Genomic DNA, 18,716 nt, shown 5'->3' on the forward strand with positions numbered 1-18,716 from the left:
ACGTTTTAATATTAAAAAATTATTAAATTTGATTAAAACTAACCCATAAAAATCAATTAAATATGAAACAAAATTACTTGTTCATCATGCTGTGCAGCCTTGTACTGTTAGCAAACTGTAAAGGTGGAGATGAGTCAATCAATCCCGAAGACACCAAACCGATACCCACCGGAACAGTAGAAGGTAAAGTATTTGCTAAAAACGGAACAAAACCTATTGGAGGAGCTATTGTATTTACTATTGATAGTAAAAATCAGGTTTACCACACCTATTCCGATGCAGATGGTACATTCAGTCTAACTGCACCTGAAGGAAACTCTACACTTCACATTCAGACAGGAAATGGTTTAAACTTCAGAACAGAAGTTCCAGTTACCGTTAAAAAAAATGAAACAACCAGTGTAGCAAGCAAAGATTCAAAGCTGAATCAGATTGCAAAAATAGCTTATGTAGAAGGCAGTTATGACGAAATAGAAACTATAATTACAAGTCTTGGTTATACAGCAACAGAAATTAGCTATCAGGATTTAAAAAACTTCAACACCATTTCTCAGTACGATATTATTTTCCTGAACTGTGGTTCACGTAACTTCAATTACTCAGGAACCAATTATCCGAGTAATGACCTTTCTGTTTTCAGTAATCTCTCTACTTTTATCACGAATGGTGGAAGCATTTATACTTCAGACTGGGCTGCAGCCTATCTGGTAGGTGGAGATAAAAATGCACCATACTGCGGTGTTTATGGAGGCTTTCTGGATCTTACAAAGATCTGTTTTAATACCAATGGTAATAGTGCGATGTATAATAACTGTAGCGTTTCCAATGCTGCTATGGCTTCAGCAATAGGATTTAGCACATTAGATATTCAGTATGATCAGCCTTTGTGGCAAAAAATCCAGTATTATGATCCTTTGTTCTGGGAAGTATTGGTACAGAAAGATAATGAACCATTGATGATAAGAACCAATAAGTATGTAAATGCAACAGCTCCTAAAACACCTGTCGGAACATCGTTAAACAATAATCAGATGACAATCTGCCATCATACGGCAAGTGGTAACAATATTACCATTACCATTAATCAGAATGCATGGAACGCCCACCAGGCACATGGTGATTATGTGGGATCATGTTCAGCAACTACAAGCAGTGGAAATATCTACTATACCACATTCCATAACCACGCCAGTGGAAATATCGGTAAAGCAGGACCGATTCTGGAATACGTAATCTTAAATTTGTAATAAAATTTTATAACTCAGTTCTCAAAGTGGTCTTTTATAAGGCCACTTTTTTTATATTGCATCTATATTTTAAAAGAATGGATACGACAATTATTAATATATTCTGCCTTATTCTCCTGTTTGTAGGGATATTGGGAACTTTTCTTCCTGTTTTGCCGGGGCTTTTGCTGAGCATCTGCGGGCTTCTGATCTATAAATTCGGGACGGATGCGGATCTTCCTATGATCTATATCTGGGCATTCGGAATTCTTACAGCAGCATCTGTAGTGTTAAGTTATGTCATTCCTGCAAAAACCAACAGAAAATATGGAGGTACACGCTGGGGAAGCATCGGGTCTGTAATAGGAACTATTGTTGGTATATTTATTCCGATTCCCCTGGGTTTCCTGATAGGAATGTTTGCAGGGGTATTTATTGGTGAATTACTTCATGACAGTAAGGATATGAATAAAGCCTTACAATCTACCAAAGGAGCACTGATTGGATTCATTTACGGAACCGGATTCAGTTTTGTGGTAGGAGTGGCAATGTTTTTGGTAGTACTTCTTAATATGTTTAACGTTATTTAATTAAAATATAAGAAACTATGTTCCATAAAATTATCATACTCAGTCTGGGAATTTTCGCATTAACAGGTTGCGATGCCCAAAAGAAATCTAAGATTAACACAAAAACTACTGAAATGCCTGCAGGTACTAAAACAACAAGCACTAATAGTCAGAAAGATGGTGTTATATACCTGAATGAAGGAGAAAATAAGTTTTTAAAAGAATACCAGATGAATGTGACATTCAAAGGGGTTTCTGAAGACAGCCGTTGTCCTGAAGGAGTCAATTGTATCTGGGCCGGAGCCGCTCTTGCTCAGGTGGAAGTAATGGGAACTTCTACACGACCTATGATTCTGAATCTTGCAAGCATAGATTATCCGGGAAGGAATTACCGCCAGTCGGCAGAATTCAATGGGTATACCATTACCTTACAAGATGTTGCTCCATATCCAAAACAACAGGACGGAACAAAAGCATTAGCCGGAAAATATAAAATCGGAATTACAATAAAAAAGGCAGATCAATCAACAGATTCTACCACGAAATAGGCTTCTTGCCTTTGGAAACAAGATACTCATTAATTTTTGAGAAAGGCTTACTCCCAAAAAAACCTCTGTATACAGAAAATGGTGAAGGGTGCGCCGATTTCAGAATAAAATGCTTAGCCGGATCTATGAGTTCGGCTTTTTTTTGTGCAAAAGCACCCCATAAAACAAATACTACATTCTCTTTTTTAGCTGAAATTTCTTTAATGATAAAATTGGTGAATTTTTCCCAACCCAGATCTTTATGGGAATTGGGTGAATGAGCGCGAACCGTTAACGTAGCATTCAGCAACAAAACACCTTGTCTTCCCCAGTCATCCAATTCTTTGGAAGTTCTCACCACTCCTAAATCATCCTTTAACTCAATAAAAATATTTTTAAGTGATGGCGGTGCAGTAACCTGTTCAGAAACAGAAAAACACAAACCATTGGCCTGAAAATCATTATGGTAAGGGTCCTGACCAATAATAACGACCTCAACATCATCAAAAGCCGTCAGCTCCAGTGCTCTGAAAATCTGATTTTTCGGTGGAAAAACTTTAGTTGTTGCATATTCATTCTTTACTTTCTCCCAAAGGGTTGTAAAGTATTCTGTACTCTTTATAGGGGCTAAAATTTCTGTCCACGTCATACTGCAAAAATAATAATATTAAAATAAGGGCCTGCATTATACTTTAAATATCTTCAGTTTTCTTTCGATCAGCATATAAGAAACATAGGATAATAACAACGAAAAAGATATCAATAACAGATTATTAAGATGATAAGAATGCACAATAACGAAATCCTGCTTCTTCACAATATAATGGATAATATATAGCGAATAAGAAATATTCCCCAGGAAATACACTGCCTTGGTTTCTAAAAATGTTTTTAAATAGTTTTGCTTTCCTTCATACAGATATTTTATCATCAATGCTGATAATAAAGGAATAAATAACAATCCTTTTTCAATAAACAACATAGATACAAACAGTAAGAGAATGATATAAATAACGAGGGTATCCTTCTTCATTTTAAATAGTGGTAAAAGAGCAACCCCAATTCCAAGAAAATAAGAAGATACTGTTCTCAGAAGGGAAACAAGACCATAAGGAAGATCAAGATATCTTGGTGATTCGCCTACTTCCATGGAATGTTCAGAACCTATATACAAATGGCCTGGGAGATAGGGAAGCATAAATCTCAAAACCAAACTTGCAATAATTAAAACTTCGCTTCGTATTTTATAATGCAGGACAAACCATAGTATAAACGGAAAAATCAAATAACAAACCCACTCTGTACTTAGCGACCAATAGACAACATTCAGCAGGTAATCAGGATTAAAAAAGCATTGTAATAAGGTCGCATTAATCAGAAGCCCTGCTATAGAAGTCTTCATTAAAAACAATGCAATAAAAACAACCGATACAATGTATACAGGATAAATTCTATTGATTCTTTTTTTATAAAAAATTTCTATTGTTTTATAATTAAGTTCTTTAAATTTTCCAGAATAAGAAACAGTCAATAAAAAAGCACTCAATACAAAAAAGATATCCACTGCCACATACCCTTTCCCTACTATATCCTGAATGAATTCATTTCTAAAAAAACTAAAATGAAAAAAAGCTACCCATAATGCAACAACCCCTCTAAGCCCCGTTAAAGATTTTATTTCATTTTTCATATATAATTTCAATCGGCGATAAAGATAGAAAAAACCTGTTAGATTTTATATTATTCATTACCGGACGGTCTTTTTAAACTAAAAATAATGTTATCCGGAAAGCCTTCATCTTTCTTTCCCTCTAACAAAATAAAGTCATGTTTTACAAGAAGTCCTTTTGAGTTTTCATTAATTTTATTGGTAATCGCTACAATTTCCTGTAAATGCAATTCGTTAAACCCAAAATCTAAAACTGCTTTCAATGTTTCAGACATTATTCCCTGTCTGTGATATTCCGGCAATAATTCATAACCAACTTCTGCTGTTTTCCGGTTTGCAGAAAAATTCCAAAGACAGATTGTTCCGATAAGATTCAACTGATCTTTTAAAGAAATTCCCCAATACACGGTTTGATTATTCTGAACTCTTTCCTTAATCGTTAAAATAAACTGAAGGGCATCATAATTTGTCTTCGGTGAAACCCTTTTCACAAATTTATTGACCTCCGGATTGCTTCGGATTTTTAAAATATCTTCGGTATGCTGTTCATTGATACCGTTTAAAATCAACCTTGAGGTTTCTAGTTTCATTGTTCAGATAGGATAAGTGGTTGTAAATAAATTTTTATGTTTACTAAAGCTATTTCAGATATCTCTTAATACTAAGGTTTCTGAGAATCCGCTTTCATCAGCGTCCAGATTCATAAATAAATACACCCCGTATTTTACAGTATAGCTTTTTTCGTAAATAACAATTGATTCTGTTTTATCCTGATCACTTTTTTTGTGTTCTTTTTTACGGACATTATTATTTTTATTGCTATGGCCAGCCATTTTTTTACGGTCCTTATTTTTTAAGCTTTTCACCGGAAGTTTTTTACCAGCGGTCTTTTGGGGAGTTCTGCTAATGGATTTCTTTTCATTTTTTTCAATCTCATTTTTCTGAATCTGAATCTGGGCCTGAGCCTGAATACCTGCCAAAAGAAAAAGAAGGGCAAGCAGTAAATTTTTCATAGTTATAGTTATTAGTGCAATAAATATAAGCCTTAACCATTATACATTCAAACTTTTTCTTTTTCAAAAAAAAATTATTCTGTTTTTTCAATCATACGGATCACTTACTTTATGTATCAAGGTATTTAGATCCATCGGTAAACCTTAAAACTTTTATCATTTTAAGGGTTCAAAAAAAACATCAGATTTAAAGTTAATTTATTCTGTAAATCTCTCGGATATACGTAATAATCAAAATTCTCACTAAATTTGCAGTGTGTATATAGATAAAGAAGATTTAGACGAATTAGAGTTTCCGCAATTGCTCGCGGAAATCTCCCCATTTGCGTATTCTCCGAAAACAAGAGAAAAAATTCTTCAACTTCGCCCAATGGAAATAGACGAGGCGGAACTTTCGTTAAAAAAAACGTCAGAATATCTGTCGAGTTTTGAAAGTTCAAATGCGATTCCGTTTGATGAATATGAAGATATTGAAAGTGAGCTGAAACTGATGCTGATTGAGAATTACCGACTGGAAAATGCTGCTTTCATCAAAATAAAAACCATCACGGAACAGATCGGAAAACTGCAGAAGTTCTTCCCTACCATGCCCGAAACATTTCCTACTTTATTACAAGAAGTTTCTGTACTGGAATTCAGAAAAGAGATCATTGATAAAGTAGATAAGGTTTTCAACCGTTTTGGTGAAGTAAAAAATGAAGCTTCTCCGGCCTTAAAAGGCATAAGAACTGAAATTCAGCTTGCTAAAAAAGCAATTCAGGAAAATTTCAACCGTGCACTCACCACCTATGGACAGAGTGACTTTTTGGATGATATCCGGGAAACAATTATTGATGACCAAAGAGTTCTGGCTGTAAAATCAGGATTCAAAAAAAGAGTGGCCGGAAGAACGTTGGGAATTTCCAAAACAGGTTCCATTACTTACATTCAGCCGGACAGTGTTGTAAAACATTACTTCAAGCTTCGTGAAAGTGAAGAAGAAGAGAAAAAAGAAATCGACAAAGTTCTCCGACAGCTTACCACAGAACTGGCAGAGTTTCAACCTCAGCTATGGAGATATCAGGTTTATATTTTTGACCTGGATCTTACAAGAGCGAAAGCTAAATTTGCTGATTTAGTGAATGGAATTCTTCCAAAGATCAACCGTCATAAGACATTGAAGCTTAAAGACGCTTACCATCCATTGCTATGGTTGAGAAATAAAGTAGAGAATAAAACGATTCATCCCCAGACTCTTGCTTTAACAGAACATAACAGAATCATCTGTATTTCCGGGCCTAATGCCGGTGGAAAATCAATTACTCTGAAAACAGTAGGATTATTACAGCTGATGATTCAGAGTGGTATTCTGGTTCCGGTTCATCCCAAATCTGAAATGTTTTTCTTTGAGAAAGTCATGACCGATATTGGTGATAATCAATCCATTGAAAACCACCTGTCGACTTATTCATCCAGATTGAAGAAAATGTCCGGAATCATCCGTGAGGCAGATGCCAATACGCTTCTATTGATTGATGAATTTGGTACCGGTTCTGATCCTGAACTTGGAGGTGCGCTGGCAGAAAGTTTCATGGAGTTTTTCTACGACAAAAAGAGTTTTGCCATTATTACAACACACTACACCAATATTAAACTGGTGATAGAACAGCTTCCCAATGCCCAGAACGCAGCAATGCTCTTCAATGAAGAAACACTGGAGCCGATGTATAAGCTGGAAGTAGGCCAGGCAGGAAGTTCATTTACTTTTGAAGTTGCAGAAAAGAATAAAATCCCAAGATTTATTATCCATTCTGCGAAGAAAAAGGTAGAGCATGATATTGTTAACCTTGATAAGACTATTGTAAAGCTGCAGCAGGAGAAATTTGAAGTTGAAAAGCTGAAATCTGATCTTGCAGAAAGAAAAGAATCTGTAGAAGATAAGCGTGACAATCTTCAGAAACTGAATGATCAGCTTCAGCAGAAACTTTTCAATTTCCAGAAATTATATGAGGAGGAACACCGCAAGCTTCAGTTCGGGAATAAGATTGAAACATTCATCGACAGTTATACAAAGGGAAAATCCAGAAAGGATGTTGTAAAAGACTTTGTAAAGCTTCTTGAGCAAGAGAAATTCAGGAAATTGGGCCATGACAAAGATGAAACAAAACGCCTGCAGGTTGTTAAGAGAAAAATTACTCAACAGCTGAAAAAGGAGGAAGTAATTGAAAAAATTGCAGAAACCAATGAAAAACTGGAAGAACAGCGTAAAAGCGACCGTGCTCTTTGGATGAAGATTGGACAGCGTGTTCGTATTACAGGAAGTACCAGTGTAGGAACTATCGAAAAGATTTCCCGAAACAAAGTGATTGTTAATTACGGAACTTTCAAAACAACAATTAATGCGGATGAACTTGAGAGAATCTAATTAATCCGAAAATTAAGTAAATGCAAATAACAAGGGAGAGTGCCAGAAGGTGCTCTCCCTTTTCTATTTAATCCTAAATTTTTTCTATTTTTATATAAAACTATAATTTATGAAACCATTAAAAGCACTTTCAGACCTTTTACCAATACCCAGTTATACGATTATTATTCTATGTTTTTTCTTTCCGTTTTTCCTGATAAAATGTGGAGATACAACATTAATGTCTGTCAAAGGAACTGATCTTATAACAGGAGTTTCCAAAAAGGCTATCAATGAGCGAATGAAGGAAAGCCTCAAAAAAAGCTCACCTTTTGGCGCCGCACTTGGAAATGATAAAGCAGAAGCAGATACATCTTCAGACACAGATATTGAATATTCGCCTCTGAACGAACCCAAGAATAAAAAAGACAAGCAAAACATTCCTCCTAACCCATTGATCATCATTGCATTTTTGGCTGCTATTGCAGGAATTCTTGTTCAGGTGATGAAGAATGTCAGAAAGAAATATCTGTATCATATTATTCTTTCTATTATAGGACTCGCCTCTTTACTTATTTTTTATCTGACATTTCAATCTAATATGGAAGGATTTGGAAATAATAAAATAGCGATGGGATTTGGAAGTGATATTTCGATCAGCTATGGTTTCGGGACTGCGTTTTATCTATGTTCCGTTTTATATCTTTTCGTTCTTTTATTCTATGGGATCTTTTCTTACTTTCTGAAAAATAATCCCCAAGCCATTTATGGTTCTACACAACAAAATACAGAATCTTAAAAACTATATTGCAGATAAAAAAAGAGTGTTTTTTCAAACACTCTTTTTTCATTTTATTTCTTAATGAATTTTAGTCGGGTTACTCTTTCTCTGTCTTTCAGCTGGATGAAATAAACACCTTTTGAAAGGTGATGAAGGCTCACTTTATGATCTGAAACTTTACCTTCTCCTGTTTTTTGTCCCACAGCATTATAAATTTCAAAATTTGCTGCTTCTGAAATGCCGGAAATATTTAAAATATCAGATGCCGGATTAGGATAAATTTCAGGCTGTACAGATTTTACTGATTCTCCAACGCCTAGTGTGAGATTTATAATATCTACCCCATAATCTTCAACCTCGCCATAGGTGAATGTCCCACAAGCATCTGTAGGTGTAGTTTGACTTGAAACCACTCGCATTACAGTACCACACGTTGTCAGTGTTGCAAAACTTGGAATATTAAATACAGACACAGCCGGAGCTGCCTGAGTAACATTATTGGCAACCATTACTCTTTCACTGGATTCAAAAATGCCGTTAGCATTGAGATCTATCCATGCAGTTACCGTTGTTGTACCTGGAGTTCCGGTCCAGCTATTACTTACCGAAAGTTTATTGCCCACACTTCCTACAAAAAACTTTATTCTACGGCTTACATCGCTTCTGTAATCTGTATAGTTGGATGAGCCGGAGTTGCTGACCATGGGAGCCGTAACCCCTGTGGAGTTTACTGTCACATTGGAAATATGCATCATGCTGGTATCTGTAGAAGCGCTTGCACAGTAATTGATGACTGTTGTAAAAAATATAGGAGTGGACCATGTTCCCGTTATCGTGTTACATATTTTTGCAACTTGTACTTCATAAATTGTACAGGGCTCTAACATACCAATAGTAAACACATTTTGCCCAGACAATCCCGTTGCTATCATCCAGGTGGTACTGCCAGCTTTCCGGTATCTTACATAATTGTTCGGAGTATTTGGGTCAGCAGTCCAGGTAACCGTTGCGGAAGTAAGGCTAACATTTGATACCACAACATCTGTTGGAGCATTTGTATCACAATAAAATAAAGATTTTGATCCTGCTTCTATCTTGTTTTCTGCCTGAAAGCTTGAAATACCCAAAATAAAAGAGAATACATAAAGTAGTCTTTTTGTCATGTTTATTAGTTTTTAAATTCTCCTGAAAAATAGAGCATTTTTTGAAATAATTCTTATAAATATTTCATTTATTGTTATATTTTATCAATACATTTTAAATTACAAGCCAAAAATCACACCTATTATACAAAATAATCCCATAAGATATCTGCATTTTTAATCCATCTGAAACAAATACAAGATTTTAAAGAACTGCAATGGTATAAATTATCTCCTGAAAAGCATTTAATTTATATATTTGGGGGATCAAAAAATTTTCATGATGACTTTCATAAACAAAGCATTCTATTTATCCGCTTTCAGTATTTTATCTATAGCCTTTGTAAAAGGGCAGAATAAAGTTCCTTTCGGAGTTGTAAAAGCTGAAGAAGGATATGCCAATGTACGGGTTCATAAAGACAATTACAGAAAAATTGTAGATAAGATCCGTATGCGTAAAGGAGATGTATTTGTTTATGTAAAACCTGCTCCCGGAGAAACAGAGTGGATCTGGATCAAATATCCTGAAAAACAGGATGAAGACAAACCATTTGTACGTTATGAAACACTGGACAAAGAAGGAATGGTCAATAAAGAACGTATTGCTTATATAGACCAGCTTCCGGCCTATACTCCCTCCAGGTCCAAAAACGGAAAATCACTTATTTTCACAGATAATTCTGATCCAAAAGTTCCTACTGCCCAAAGAAGCAAAGTTGTGATTGATATCTACCCTTCCAATGCCGGCTACCGTAAAAAGGAAAAAGATGCGGAAGGAAAACTTCTTACCATTGATAAAGTAAAACCTTGGGGAATCGGAAATGATCTTCCTGAAGGAATGACTGAGATCAAATCAATCAGAGTACAACAACCCGGAAGAGGTTCTGTCTTTGTAAGAGAAGCCATCAAAAACATGTTCCAGCCTACTATGGATTTTGAGAATATTGGCGTAACATCCCTGGACACCGATAATATTTTCTTATACATGATAAACGGTTCAGGAGAAAACAGATACACCACGCTGTGGACCATCAAGAAAGGAAGAGTAATCAGCCAGATTATTTACCATAATCCGGAATAAATTCATTATTTTTGCACTCGAAAAGTTTTACGCTTATTCATCACAGGAATTGGTTCTGCATCACTGCAGATTAAAAGGGAACCGTGTGAAAATCACGGACTGTCGCGCAACTGTAAGTAACTGAAATCTTTATCAAAGATCCACTGTGCGAGGCATGGGAAGGAGATAAAAGATGTTACAAGTCAGGAGACCTGCCTATTTCTTTAAACAAATAACTTTCGCGATTTGAAGTTGTATTGATCTGATGGATTGTTTCAGGGGGTTCTTTAAGTTCCTGTCATTATTCTGTTGTTTTAATATCGTTTTCATTTCGCTTTAATTAATAATGATATATGACTACAGAAGAAAGAATTGAAGCATCCGAAACCAGAATCTTTAAAGCGGTTTTCCCTAACACAACCAATCATTACGATACCCTTTTTGGTGGTACGGCCATGCAGCTGATGGACGAAGTAGCTTTTATTACAGCCACACGATTTGCCAGAAAAAGAGTGGTAACAGTGAGCAGTGACAAGATCGATTTCAAGAAACCTATTCCAGCCGGAACTATTGTTGAACTGATTGGCAAAGTTTCATACGTAGGAAAAACAAGTATGAAAGTAAATGTTGAGATCTATACCGAGCAGATGTATTCCTATGAAAGAGAAAAAGCCATTGTAGGTGATTTTACTTTTGTAGCGATTGACGAATTCAAGAAACCAATCCAGATACTATAAATGATAAATTTTCGGGCGGCCAAAGGCCGCCCGAAAATTATTCTATTTTCAATAAATTTATTTCACAACTTTTTCAGTTTCCAGGCTTCTGCTCAGCAGCAGTTCAAAGGCTTCTCCCATTTCATCCGATGCTCTGCTGATAGCATTTTCAAGCATATTCCGGATTTGTTTTTCTGTTACTCCGGCTTCCGTCCAGCTTTTTCCTGAAGTATGAGAATTTAAGATAAATGGCATAATTCTGTCGATTCCACAGGCAAAAATAGCATCCGGTGTTTTCTCATCTTCAAACTCAAGCCATAGATTGAAGAACTCTGTACGCAAAGGCTCATCCAGGATACCGAAAATCTTTTGTGCAGATGCTTTCTCTCTGTCAAACTTCCCTACCATTGCTTTTTCATCAAAAATAAAGGTATCCCCAGCTTCTATCTCTACCAAATCGTGAATGGAAAGCATTCTTATCACTCTCAACAGATCAATATCTGCACGGTTTTTAGCATATGGATAAAGAATCTGAGCCAGAATGATGATCTGCCATGAATGTTCCGCAGTATTCTCTCTTCGGGAATCGTCAGCATTATAATTTCTTCGCTGTACATTTTTCAAGGCATCCACTGCCAGGATAAAATCAATCTCTTTCTGAATTTTCATCTTACTTTTCTCTATTATATTGTTCTGAAGGGTACACCTTTGTTTTGGTTACCCACTTATTATTGATCTTTTCTTTAGTGATCACTTTTACGCGGCCTTCTACCGTCATATCTTCTTCTTTTTCAAAGACTTTATCAAGTCCTTTATTGGGAACAACAGCATATTCAGTGGTAAAAATATCACAACAGCCAGATTTTCCATAGGAGATCAGGCGCTTACGTTTCACATCCACATCAAAAATATCAAGAGCACTGGACGCAAGATCCGTAAGTTCTTTACTCTTCACATATGCCATTCTTGTACTGTTGAATACATAAACGTCATAGGAAGCAGCGCTATAGTTTCCCATATTCCCGTTCCTTACCGCTATATCTTCAGTTCCGTCAAAATTAAAATCATTAATGATTACAGAGTTCTGTTTATTTGTCAGCTGGATCATTTTTCCCAGCCTGGGCTTTTCAGTCTGATCTGTTTCCAACACCAGATTATCCGATGCAAAAGTCTGTACCTTTGTATTTTTATGATCAAACAATTCTACAGTTCCTTTGCCGCTGCACCGGCCATCATAGCAATTTTCTACCTGGATGATTGCATCATAATTCTTTGATGCATTTTTAACCTCAAACTGATATTGTCCGAAACATGCAGGCCCCAGTAAAACAAAAGCCGGTAAATGTTTATACTTATTGAATAAATTCATGGTAATAGTAAGTGATTTAGGTGTTTTTTTCCTAACAAAAATACGAATCATAATACCGATCTCAAAATTCCTGCCTTATTATCTGTAAGGATCTGAAACATTTTAACAGCCTTTAAATAAAAGAGTGTTCAGTAATAAGAAGCTATTTCCCGCTATACGCTCATACTCCTCGCTCCGTACCTGAACCCAAGCCGCTGTGGGGTAACCGCTGCTATCGGGGCTATATCTTGGGTAATGAGCAATAATTAATGAATAATAACTTTTTTCTCTTTATTTCTTTCATTTAAAATTTAAACATTTTTTGATCAAATTCATTCTTATCAAAATTCATAGTAAAATTTATAAATCTGATTATCAAATATTTATACTATTTATTTTAAAAATTTCACTACTTTGTATTGCATAATACCATTTTATTTACATATCTTTGTAATGTAAAATCGAAATAGGTACAACTAGCTAGGTTCCGAACTTCGAAAATTATATAACTAATTAACAAAACTTATCAAAGATGAATACCGAAAATACCAAAGCGCAAATGCGAAAAGGAATTCTGGAATTCTGTATTCTAAGTCTCATCAATAATCGCGAAATGTATGTTTCTGATCTTATTGACGAACTGAAAAAAGGAAAACTGGATGTAGTGGAAGGAACCCTCTACCCTCTTCTTACAAGACTTAAAAACGGAGAGTTTCTCTCTTACAGATGGGAAGAATCTACAGGAGGACCACCCAGAAAATATTATCAGATCACAGAAAAAGGAAAACTTTTCCTGGATGAACTTCAAAACACATGGAATGAGCTGACAGCCTCAGTAAAAAACATCACCCAACAAAATTAAAAAACAAAGCTATGAACAAGACACTCTCAATAGGACTCGCAGGTTTTTCTTTTACAATAGAAGAACACGCATATATAAAGCTCAGCGATTACCTGAACGCTCTGAGAAGCTCACTGGATGCTTCTGAAGCTGATGAGGTAATGCATGACATAGAAATAAGAATGGTGGAGATTTTCAAAGATTCTCTGGGAAAACGTGAAGTAATAAATGATACCGATGTAGAAAAGGTAATCGCACAGATCGGAAGCCCGGAAAAAATTGAAGAACAGGAAGAGGCTTATTTTTCTGAAAAAACATCTACCAGAAATACCAATTCAGGAACTTATTATTCCGATAAAAAACAACTGTTCCGTGACCCGGAAAAACAAAAAGTAGCAGGGGTTTGCGCAGGTTTAGCTCAATATGTAGGAATGGATATTACCGCAATGAGAGCAATCTGGCTGGGAATCTTTGTATTAGGAATTTTTACAGCAGCCATTTCATCTTCACTGATCGGTCTTTTATATGTAATCCTTTGGATCGTACTTCCAAAAGCTGAAACAGCAGCAGATTTCCTGAAAATGCAGGGAAAGCCTATGAACTTCGACAATCTTAAGAATGAGTCTAATAAATTGGTTCAGTTTGCCAATGAATCTACTCAGAGGGTCGGAGAAATATACAACGAAAACAAACCTTATATCAACAATGCAAGCAGCGGAATCTGGAATGTTTTCAAGTATATCGTAGGAGGATTCTTCGTATTGATGGCTGTAAGCAGCATTATCGGAGTATTTGTATTATTCGGTCTTTTCGGAATGGATACAGACTTTCCTGGTGCCAATGAAATAAGATTCTATATGGATGACCAGGGTCTTGATAAAGTATTGGCAGCCATGATGGTAATCGGAAGCTTAATTCCAGCAATTCTTTTCAGCTTATTAAGTATTAAGATATTTTCTCCAAAAACAAAACTGAGAAATATCGGATGGGTAGTAGGAGGTTTATTTCTTCTTCTGATCGGACTGGGAACGTACTTCGGAATAAGCATGGCTAAAAAAGACATGATCTACAGAGGAAGTAAGGAAGATGTAGAGAATGTGGCCATCAACACTACTTCAGATACAGTGTATGTAGATGTAAAGCAAATCAATATTCCTCAGAATTTCAAAGCTTATAATAATGACATTTATTCTGACAAAAGATCAGTGTATGAAGAAGACTATATCTCTGTAGACGTAACAAGAAAGCCAGATATTAAAACACCTTATCTGATCATCAAAAAAGAAGGAAAAGGATACAATTTCCCAATTCAGCTGACAGTTCCTGTAGAAGTTGTAAACAACAAAATACTACTTCCAAACTATATCAAATATCCATATGAACACAGATTCAGAGACTATAGCCTGGAATATGAACTTGTAGTTCCGCAAAAAGCAGTGGTTATTTCAATGAACAAAAACCATATCCATATTGATGGTGACTTAGACGGAGATGGTATCAATGATGAAGATCAGGACAACGATGAAGATAACAACGGCGTTAGAATTGAAAAAAATAAAATCACGGTAAACGGTTCTAGTATTGAGTATAACTCTGATGATCAAGACAGTATCATCGTAAATGGCAAAAAAGTTCCGAACAACCAGGCAAAGAAAGTAATTGATTCTGCAGTGTCCAATATCAAAAAATCAAATAAAGATATGGACATCAAAATCAAAGACGGGAAAAACGAAATTTCCATACAAACTAAATAATTAACTTCAGAGAGTGGTAGAAGGTGTGAGTGGATGGCAACCGTTTGAAATTCACACTCTTCTTCTCTCAGAAAAGTAAAAATAAAACCATATTTAGTTTCTTATGTAAAAAAAAAGGTTTAATTTCGTAGAGCTAAAATTTAATAACCAACCAACCAAAAACACAGCTTTATCATGATACAATTTGCAATGGAATTCGTAATGAAAATCGTAGATTTAATTAGCGGTTTGTTTTAAGAGCGATAATATTTCAATATATTTGTAAAGTATAACCAAAGTTTGGTTATACTTTTTTTGTTTTTAATTCAAGAAATCTATGAAAAAGCTGATAGGCAAAGCAATGTTAAAAATATTAGGCTGGAAGGTCGTTCTGCAGGGCGATGTTAACAACCTGAACAGGTGTATCCTAGTGGTAGCACCTCACACCCATAATATGGAATACATTTTAGGAAATTTCGCCTATTGGTCACTGGAAAAACCTTTAAAAATCATTATTAAAGATGCCCACACCAAAGCCTGGTACGGAAGTATCGTAAAAGGTCTTGGCGGTATTGGTATAGACAGAACCCAGAAAAATGATCTGGTGAATTTTGTAGCCAACCAGTTTTCCAAAGAAGATTTCAGTCTTGTTATTACCCCGGAAGGAACAAGAAGCTGGGTTCCGAAATGGAGAAAAGGATTCTATCATATGGCTCTCGCTGCAAAAGTTCCTATTGTACTGGCAGCAGGTGATTTCAAAAGAAATATTGTTTACCTGGGTTATACTATTCCTTACGAAAGAATAGCTTCCGTTCCCTTTTCAGAAATTATGAAGGAAATTCAGGACTATTATATAAAAAATGATATTGTCCCGAAAGTTCCCGAAAACTGGAATCCTGATATCATGGGAACCGGTAATGAATAAAGCTAAAAACGAAATTAATCAATCATCATTTATCAATTATAAAAAATGAAAGGTCAGACAAAAGAAGAAATATTAGCATTCATCAATAACTGGGGAGGTGCAACGCTTGCCAAAACCCTTGAAATAAAATTCATCGATATTGATCTTGAAAACGAAACCCTTACTGCCACTATGCCTGTTCTTCCAAGAACACATCAGCCGTTTGGAATCATGCACGGAGGAGCAAGCTGTGTTTTGGCCGAAACTTTAGGGTCAAGCCTGTCTAATATCTTCATTGATGGTGAAAAATATTACGGAGTAGGAACCAATATCAATTCCAATCATTTAAGAAGCAAAAAGGACGGCATTGTAACGGCTACTGCACGTTTTATCAGAAAAGGAAAATCCATGCACGTTTCAGAAATTGAAATCCGTGATGAAAAAGGTGTTTTGATCAATCATACAACAATGACGAATAATATCATTAACAGATAAGTTACCACAACATAAAAAATAAAGAGCTTAAAATAAATTTAAGCTCTTTTTATTTTGACATTTTTAAGACTAGTAATACCTTTGCAGAAAGGAAAATTACTCCGGAAAGTCCTTATATTATTTCTGGTCATTGATTTTCAAAAATTCCTTCATAGCTCATGATTTATTTCAAACTCCCTTTTGACGAAAGACTACTGTCTGCTGATGAAAAAAATATAAAAAATGCAGTCAATTTTTATTCCTACAATGGTTTAGATCAAATCAGTTTCCATGGAAATATTGTTGAAGTTAATGCTGAAGAATTTACCCATACTTCAATTACAAACCAAGAATTGATCAGTGACTCAACAAATTCTGCTGCTGAAACGAAGGAAGAATACTGTAATACTCTACAGCAAGTGATTGAAGTAATCAAAGAAAACAATCTGCCTAAACTTGTTTATTCAAGAAGGAAGATTTTTACAGATTTCAAGACAATCAATTATAGAGAAAGTTTCGAAAATTTGTGTAATTCTTATCCCAATGCTTTCAGATATCTGTTTAACGACGGGCAAAACACATGGATGGGGGCTTTCTCAGAAGTTTTAGGAAAATTCAATAAAATCACCCACGAGTTTGAAACCATGGCCCTTGCCGGTACTCTTCCGGTATCTGAAGAATGGTCTGAAAAGGAAATTGAAGAACAGAAACCTGTTACTACTTATATTCAGGATATTCTTAACAATTATTCTGACAATGTAAAACAATCGGAAACCTATGATCATATTTCAGGAAATATAAAGCATTTACGCACAGATTTTAAGACCCATATTAAAGCAGAAGACCTTGACCGTATTATTCAGGACCTGCACCCTACTCCTGCTGTCTGTGGCATTCCAAAAGACTTTTGCAATGAGAATATCCGTAAATACGAAAAATTTCCACGTGAATTTTATGCCGGGTATATCAAAGTTGAAACCGAAGAAAGTATTCTGTATTTTGTAAATCTACGCTGTGCAAGGCTTTATAAAGATTCTGTACATGTTTTTGTGGGAGGTGGAATAACAGCTCAAAGCAATCCGGAGAAAGAATGGAAAGAAACGGAACTGAAGTCTGAAGCCATATTGAAAAACCTGGTTATTTCACAGAACTCCGGAAACTTTTAATATCTTGATTGATTGTACTATTTAACCACAGATTTCCGGATTTTCGCAGATATTTGCCTATAGTTTTCTTTGCTGAGTGTAACGCCATTGCGAACGATTTTAAAATGGTTTATAATCATTTTTGCGAACTTTGCGTAATAATTTGCTTCGACTAATGCCAATTGAGGTTTTATACTTTTTTGAACAGACCAAAGCACACCTATATTGAATATAAAAAACCAAAATTGTATTTAAGATAACCTATTTCCTAATCCCTATTACCTTCTACCTAATAAAACAAAAACCTCCTTCAAAATGAAAGAGGCTTATATCTATATGAAATATTCAATTATTTCTTTAAACCGATTCTACTCCATGTATCCATTACAAAAAGCAAAATAAGGCCTAATGCAGCAGCTCCAGCTGAGAACGCAAACCTAACGTTATCTTCATCTCCTAAGATATCTGTCGCTTGCCAGTTGATCGCATAAAGATTGATGGCGATGAATACAATAAACAGTACTAAAAATACTTTATAAAACTTCTTCATGACTCTTAAAAATTAATATAATTCTGCACCAACTGGGCAAAATTTGCGGTGAATAATTTAATTGAAATTGCCAAAAGGATAATTCCGAAAACTTTCTGAAGGATCATCAAAGTAGCATCCCCAATTTTCCTCTCCAACCATTTCGCTGATTTCAGCACCAAATATACGAAAATTGTATTAAGAACAATTCCGAGGATAATATTAATATCATGAAATTCAGCCCTCAGAGACAGTGCTGTGGTTAAAGTTCCAGCTCCTGCAACCAGCGGAAATGCGATGGGTACAATAGATGCAGCCTTTGCTTCAGTTGTTTTATTAATTTCAATTCCTAAAATCATTTCCAGGGCTATGACAAAAATCACAAAAGCACCGGCAATGGCAAAAGAATTTACATCTACTCCAATAAGTTTAAGGATCTTGTTTCCTACGAAAAGGAAAACAATCATAATAGCACCAGCAGTGATTGCAGCCTTTCCGGCCTCAATCTGTCCGAACTTCTGCTGAAGACTTACTATAATGGGAACCGAGCCGATAATATCGATAACGGCAAAAAGAACCATAAAGCTGGTAACGACCTCTTTAAAAGAGAAACCATCAAAAATTTCCATCTCTTTGTAATTAAAAATTTCGCAAAA

At 35.5% G+C, this 18,716-nt stretch carries 21 protein-coding genes and 1 riboswitch; of the genes, 12 read left to right on the forward strand and 9 right to left on the reverse strand.

Annotation, left to right across the window (positions count from 1 at the left end; translation table 11 throughout):
* Positions 1-62: 62 nt before the first annotated feature.
* The 3 genes from ACTJIP_RS02690 (at position 63) to ACTJIP_RS02700 (ending at position 2,343) form a co-directional block, all read left to right on the forward strand.
* A complete protein-coding gene (locus tag ACTJIP_RS02690; RefSeq protein WP_440704086.1) occupies positions 63-1,247 on the forward strand; it encodes a carboxypeptidase-like regulatory domain-containing protein in 1,185 nt (394 codons plus the stop codon).
* Between the two features lie 77 nt (positions 1,248-1,324).
* Positions 1,325-1,816 (forward strand): DUF456 domain-containing protein, encoded by a 492-nt coding sequence (locus tag ACTJIP_RS02695; RefSeq protein ID WP_077418382.1) that lies wholly within the window; start codon positions 1,325-1,327, stop codon positions 1,814-1,816.
* A gap of 17 nt (positions 1,817-1,833) precedes the next feature.
* Positions 1,834-2,343, forward strand: coding sequence for a hypothetical protein (locus ACTJIP_RS02700; protein ID WP_077418380.1), 510 nt, complete (start codon positions 1,834-1,836; stop codon positions 2,341-2,343).
* On the opposite strand, the gene ACTJIP_RS02705 is transcribed toward ACTJIP_RS02700, so the two are convergent.
* The 4 genes from ACTJIP_RS02705 to ACTJIP_RS02720 are packed head-to-tail and all read right to left on the reverse strand — an operon-like array spanning position 2,330 to position 5,004.
* The gene (locus ACTJIP_RS02705; RefSeq protein WP_440704087.1) at positions 2,330-2,971 is read right to left on the reverse strand and encodes a uracil-DNA glycosylase; all 642 of its coding nucleotides are present in this window, start codon (positions 2,969-2,971) and stop codon (positions 2,330-2,332) included. The two genes, ACTJIP_RS02700 and ACTJIP_RS02705, sit on opposite strands and share 14 nt — an antisense overlap.
* A gap of 36 nt (positions 2,972-3,007) precedes the next feature.
* On the reverse strand, positions 3,008-4,012 hold the full coding sequence (locus ACTJIP_RS02710; protein WP_077418378.1) for an acyltransferase family protein: 1,005 nt from the start codon (positions 4,010-4,012) through the stop codon (positions 3,008-3,010).
* A 50-nt stretch (positions 4,013-4,062) separates the two neighbouring features.
* On the reverse strand, positions 4,063-4,581 hold the full coding sequence (locus tag ACTJIP_RS02715; protein ID WP_077418376.1) for a GNAT family N-acetyltransferase: 519 nt from the start codon (positions 4,579-4,581) through the stop codon (positions 4,063-4,065).
* Positions 4,582-4,635: 54 nt separating this feature from the next.
* Positions 4,636-5,004, reverse strand: coding sequence for a hypothetical protein (locus tag ACTJIP_RS02720; RefSeq protein ID WP_077418374.1), 369 nt, complete (start codon positions 5,002-5,004; stop codon positions 4,636-4,638).
* A 256-nt stretch (positions 5,005-5,260) separates the two neighbouring features.
* On the opposite strand from ACTJIP_RS02720, the gene ACTJIP_RS02725 reads away from it, so the two are divergent.
* Positions 5,261-7,408 carry an endonuclease MutS2 gene (locus ACTJIP_RS02725; RefSeq protein WP_180564324.1) on the forward strand — a complete coding sequence of 716 codons (2,148 nt, stop codon included), beginning with the start codon at positions 5,261-5,263 and terminating at the stop codon, positions 7,406-7,408.
* A 109-nt stretch (positions 7,409-7,517) separates the two neighbouring features.
* A complete protein-coding gene (locus tag ACTJIP_RS02730; protein ID WP_219073082.1) occupies positions 7,518-8,186 on the forward strand; it encodes a hypothetical protein in 669 nt (222 codons plus the stop codon).
* A gap of 53 nt (positions 8,187-8,239) precedes the next feature.
* Here ACTJIP_RS02730 and ACTJIP_RS02735 read toward each other — a convergent pair whose 3' ends face one another.
* The gene (locus tag ACTJIP_RS02735) at positions 8,240-9,331 is read right to left on the reverse strand and encodes a GEVED domain-containing protein (protein ID WP_428168017.1); all 1,092 of its coding nucleotides are present in this window, start codon (positions 9,329-9,331) and stop codon (positions 8,240-8,242) included.
* 259 nt (positions 9,332-9,590) lie between these two features.
* Here ACTJIP_RS02735 and ACTJIP_RS02740 point away from each other — a divergent pair, with 259 nt between their 5' ends.
* Both ACTJIP_RS02740 and ACTJIP_RS02745 read left to right on the forward strand, forming a co-directional pair.
* On the forward strand, positions 9,591-10,391 hold the full coding sequence (locus ACTJIP_RS02740) for a hypothetical protein (RefSeq protein ID WP_077418366.1): 801 nt from the start codon (positions 9,591-9,593) through the stop codon (positions 10,389-10,391).
* Between the two features lie 33 nt (positions 10,392-10,424).
* A riboswitch (cobalamin riboswitch) is annotated at positions 10,425-10,604 on the forward strand.
* Between the two features lie 119 nt (positions 10,605-10,723).
* Positions 10,724-11,107 carry an acyl-CoA thioesterase gene (locus ACTJIP_RS02745; RefSeq protein ID WP_002977578.1) on the forward strand — a complete coding sequence of 128 codons (384 nt, stop codon included), beginning with the start codon at positions 10,724-10,726 and terminating at the stop codon, positions 11,105-11,107.
* Positions 11,108-11,164: 57 nt separating this feature from the next.
* Here ACTJIP_RS02745 and ACTJIP_RS02750 read toward each other — a convergent pair whose 3' ends face one another.
* Both ACTJIP_RS02750 and ACTJIP_RS02755 read right to left on the reverse strand, forming a co-directional pair.
* Complete coding sequence (locus tag ACTJIP_RS02750) at positions 11,165-11,755, reverse strand: HD domain-containing protein (protein ID WP_077418364.1); 591 nt, start codon at positions 11,753-11,755, stop codon at positions 11,165-11,167.
* Between the two features lies 1 nt (position 11,756).
* Positions 11,757-12,455 carry an XAC2610-related protein gene (locus tag ACTJIP_RS02755; RefSeq protein ID WP_440704088.1) on the reverse strand — a complete coding sequence of 233 codons (699 nt, stop codon included), beginning with the start codon at positions 12,453-12,455 and terminating at the stop codon, positions 11,757-11,759.
* Between the two features lie 511 nt (positions 12,456-12,966).
* Here ACTJIP_RS02755 and ACTJIP_RS02760 point away from each other — a divergent pair.
* From ACTJIP_RS02760 to ACTJIP_RS02780, 5 genes are all read left to right on the forward strand, one after another.
* The gene (locus tag ACTJIP_RS02760; protein WP_047387534.1) at positions 12,967-13,296 is read left to right on the forward strand and encodes a PadR family transcriptional regulator; all 330 of its coding nucleotides are present in this window, start codon (positions 12,967-12,969) and stop codon (positions 13,294-13,296) included.
* A gap of 11 nt (positions 13,297-13,307) precedes the next feature.
* On the forward strand, positions 13,308-15,029 hold the full coding sequence (locus ACTJIP_RS02765; protein WP_219073084.1) for a PspC domain-containing protein: 1,722 nt from the start codon (positions 13,308-13,310) through the stop codon (positions 15,027-15,029).
* 316 nt (positions 15,030-15,345) lie between these two features.
* Positions 15,346-15,933, forward strand: coding sequence for a 1-acyl-sn-glycerol-3-phosphate acyltransferase (locus tag ACTJIP_RS02770; RefSeq protein ID WP_077418358.1), 588 nt, complete (start codon positions 15,346-15,348; stop codon positions 15,931-15,933).
* A 45-nt stretch (positions 15,934-15,978) separates the two neighbouring features.
* Positions 15,979-16,407 (forward strand): PaaI family thioesterase, encoded by a 429-nt coding sequence (locus ACTJIP_RS02775; RefSeq protein WP_440704089.1) that lies wholly within the window; start codon positions 15,979-15,981, stop codon positions 16,405-16,407.
* Between the two features lie 158 nt (positions 16,408-16,565).
* Positions 16,566-17,552, forward strand: coding sequence for a chorismate-binding protein (locus tag ACTJIP_RS02780; protein WP_219073085.1), 987 nt, complete (start codon positions 16,566-16,568; stop codon positions 17,550-17,552).
* Positions 17,553-17,880: 328 nt separating this feature from the next.
* Here ACTJIP_RS02780 and ACTJIP_RS02785 read toward each other — a convergent pair whose 3' ends face one another.
* Together ACTJIP_RS02785 and ACTJIP_RS02790 are read right to left on the reverse strand one after the other, a co-directional pair.
* Positions 17,881-18,081 (reverse strand): hypothetical protein, encoded by a 201-nt coding sequence (locus ACTJIP_RS02785; protein WP_047387519.1) that lies wholly within the window; start codon positions 18,079-18,081, stop codon positions 17,881-17,883.
* 5 nt (positions 18,082-18,086) lie between these two features.
* Positions 18,087-18,689 (reverse strand): MarC family protein, encoded by a 603-nt coding sequence (locus tag ACTJIP_RS02790; protein ID WP_047387516.1) that lies wholly within the window; start codon positions 18,687-18,689, stop codon positions 18,087-18,089.
* Positions 18,690-18,716 lie beyond the last annotated feature (27 nt).

It is taken from the genome of Chryseobacterium sp. 22543, from assembly GCF_052044565.1.
GTDB lineage: Bacteria > Bacteroidota > Bacteroidia > Flavobacteriales > Weeksellaceae > Chryseobacterium.

Coding starts and splice junctions, on each gene's coding strand:
- ACTJIP_RS02730 (WP_219073082.1), top strand. CDS start 7,518: ATGAAACCATTAAAAGCACTTTCAGACCTTTTACCAATACCCAGTTAT.
- ACTJIP_RS02775 (WP_440704089.1), top strand. CDS start 15,979: ATGAAAGGTCAGACAAAAGAAGAAATATTAGCATTCATCAATAACTGG.
- ACTJIP_RS02745 (WP_002977578.1), top strand. CDS start 10,724: ATGACTACAGAAGAAAGAATTGAAGCATCCGAAACCAGAATCTTTAAA.
- ACTJIP_RS02765 (WP_219073084.1), top strand. CDS start 13,308: ATGAACAAGACACTCTCAATAGGACTCGCAGGTTTTTCTTTTACAATA.
- ACTJIP_RS02785 (WP_047387519.1), bottom strand. CDS start 18,081: ATGAAGAAGTTTTATAAAGTATTTTTAGTACTGTTTATTGTATTCATC.
- ACTJIP_RS02735 (WP_428168017.1), bottom strand. CDS start 9,331: ATGACAAAAAGACTACTTTATGTATTCTCTTTTATTTTGGGTATTTCA.
- ACTJIP_RS02755 (WP_440704088.1), bottom strand. CDS start 12,455: ATGAATTTATTCAATAAGTATAAACATTTACCGGCTTTTGTTTTACTG.
- ACTJIP_RS02770 (WP_077418358.1), top strand. CDS start 15,346: ATGAAAAAGCTGATAGGCAAAGCAATGTTAAAAATATTAGGCTGGAAG.
- ACTJIP_RS02695 (WP_077418382.1), top strand. CDS start 1,325: ATGGATACGACAATTATTAATATATTCTGCCTTATTCTCCTGTTTGTA.
- ACTJIP_RS02715 (WP_077418376.1), bottom strand. CDS start 4,581: ATGAAACTAGAAACCTCAAGGTTGATTTTAAACGGTATCAATGAACAG.
- ACTJIP_RS02710 (WP_077418378.1), bottom strand. CDS start 4,012: ATGAAAAATGAAATAAAATCTTTAACGGGGCTTAGAGGGGTTGTTGCA.
- ACTJIP_RS02740 (WP_077418366.1), top strand. CDS start 9,591: ATGATGACTTTCATAAACAAAGCATTCTATTTATCCGCTTTCAGTATT.
- ACTJIP_RS02790 (WP_047387516.1), bottom strand. CDS start 18,689: ATGGAAATTTTTGATGGTTTCTCTTTTAAAGAGGTCGTTACCAGCTTT.
- ACTJIP_RS02690 (WP_440704086.1), top strand. CDS start 63: ATGAAACAAAATTACTTGTTCATCATGCTGTGCAGCCTTGTACTGTTA.
- ACTJIP_RS02705 (WP_440704087.1), bottom strand. CDS start 2,971: ATGACGTGGACAGAAATTTTAGCCCCTATAAAGAGTACAGAATACTTT.
- ACTJIP_RS02780 (WP_219073085.1), top strand. CDS start 16,566: ATGATTTATTTCAAACTCCCTTTTGACGAAAGACTACTGTCTGCTGAT.
- ACTJIP_RS02750 (WP_077418364.1), bottom strand. CDS start 11,755: ATGAAAATTCAGAAAGAGATTGATTTTATCCTGGCAGTGGATGCCTTG.
- ACTJIP_RS02700 (WP_077418380.1), top strand. CDS start 1,834: ATGTTCCATAAAATTATCATACTCAGTCTGGGAATTTTCGCATTAACA.
- ACTJIP_RS02720 (WP_077418374.1), bottom strand. CDS start 5,004: ATGAAAAATTTACTGCTTGCCCTTCTTTTTCTTTTGGCAGGTATTCAG.
- ACTJIP_RS02760 (WP_047387534.1), top strand. CDS start 12,967: ATGAATACCGAAAATACCAAAGCGCAAATGCGAAAAGGAATTCTGGAA.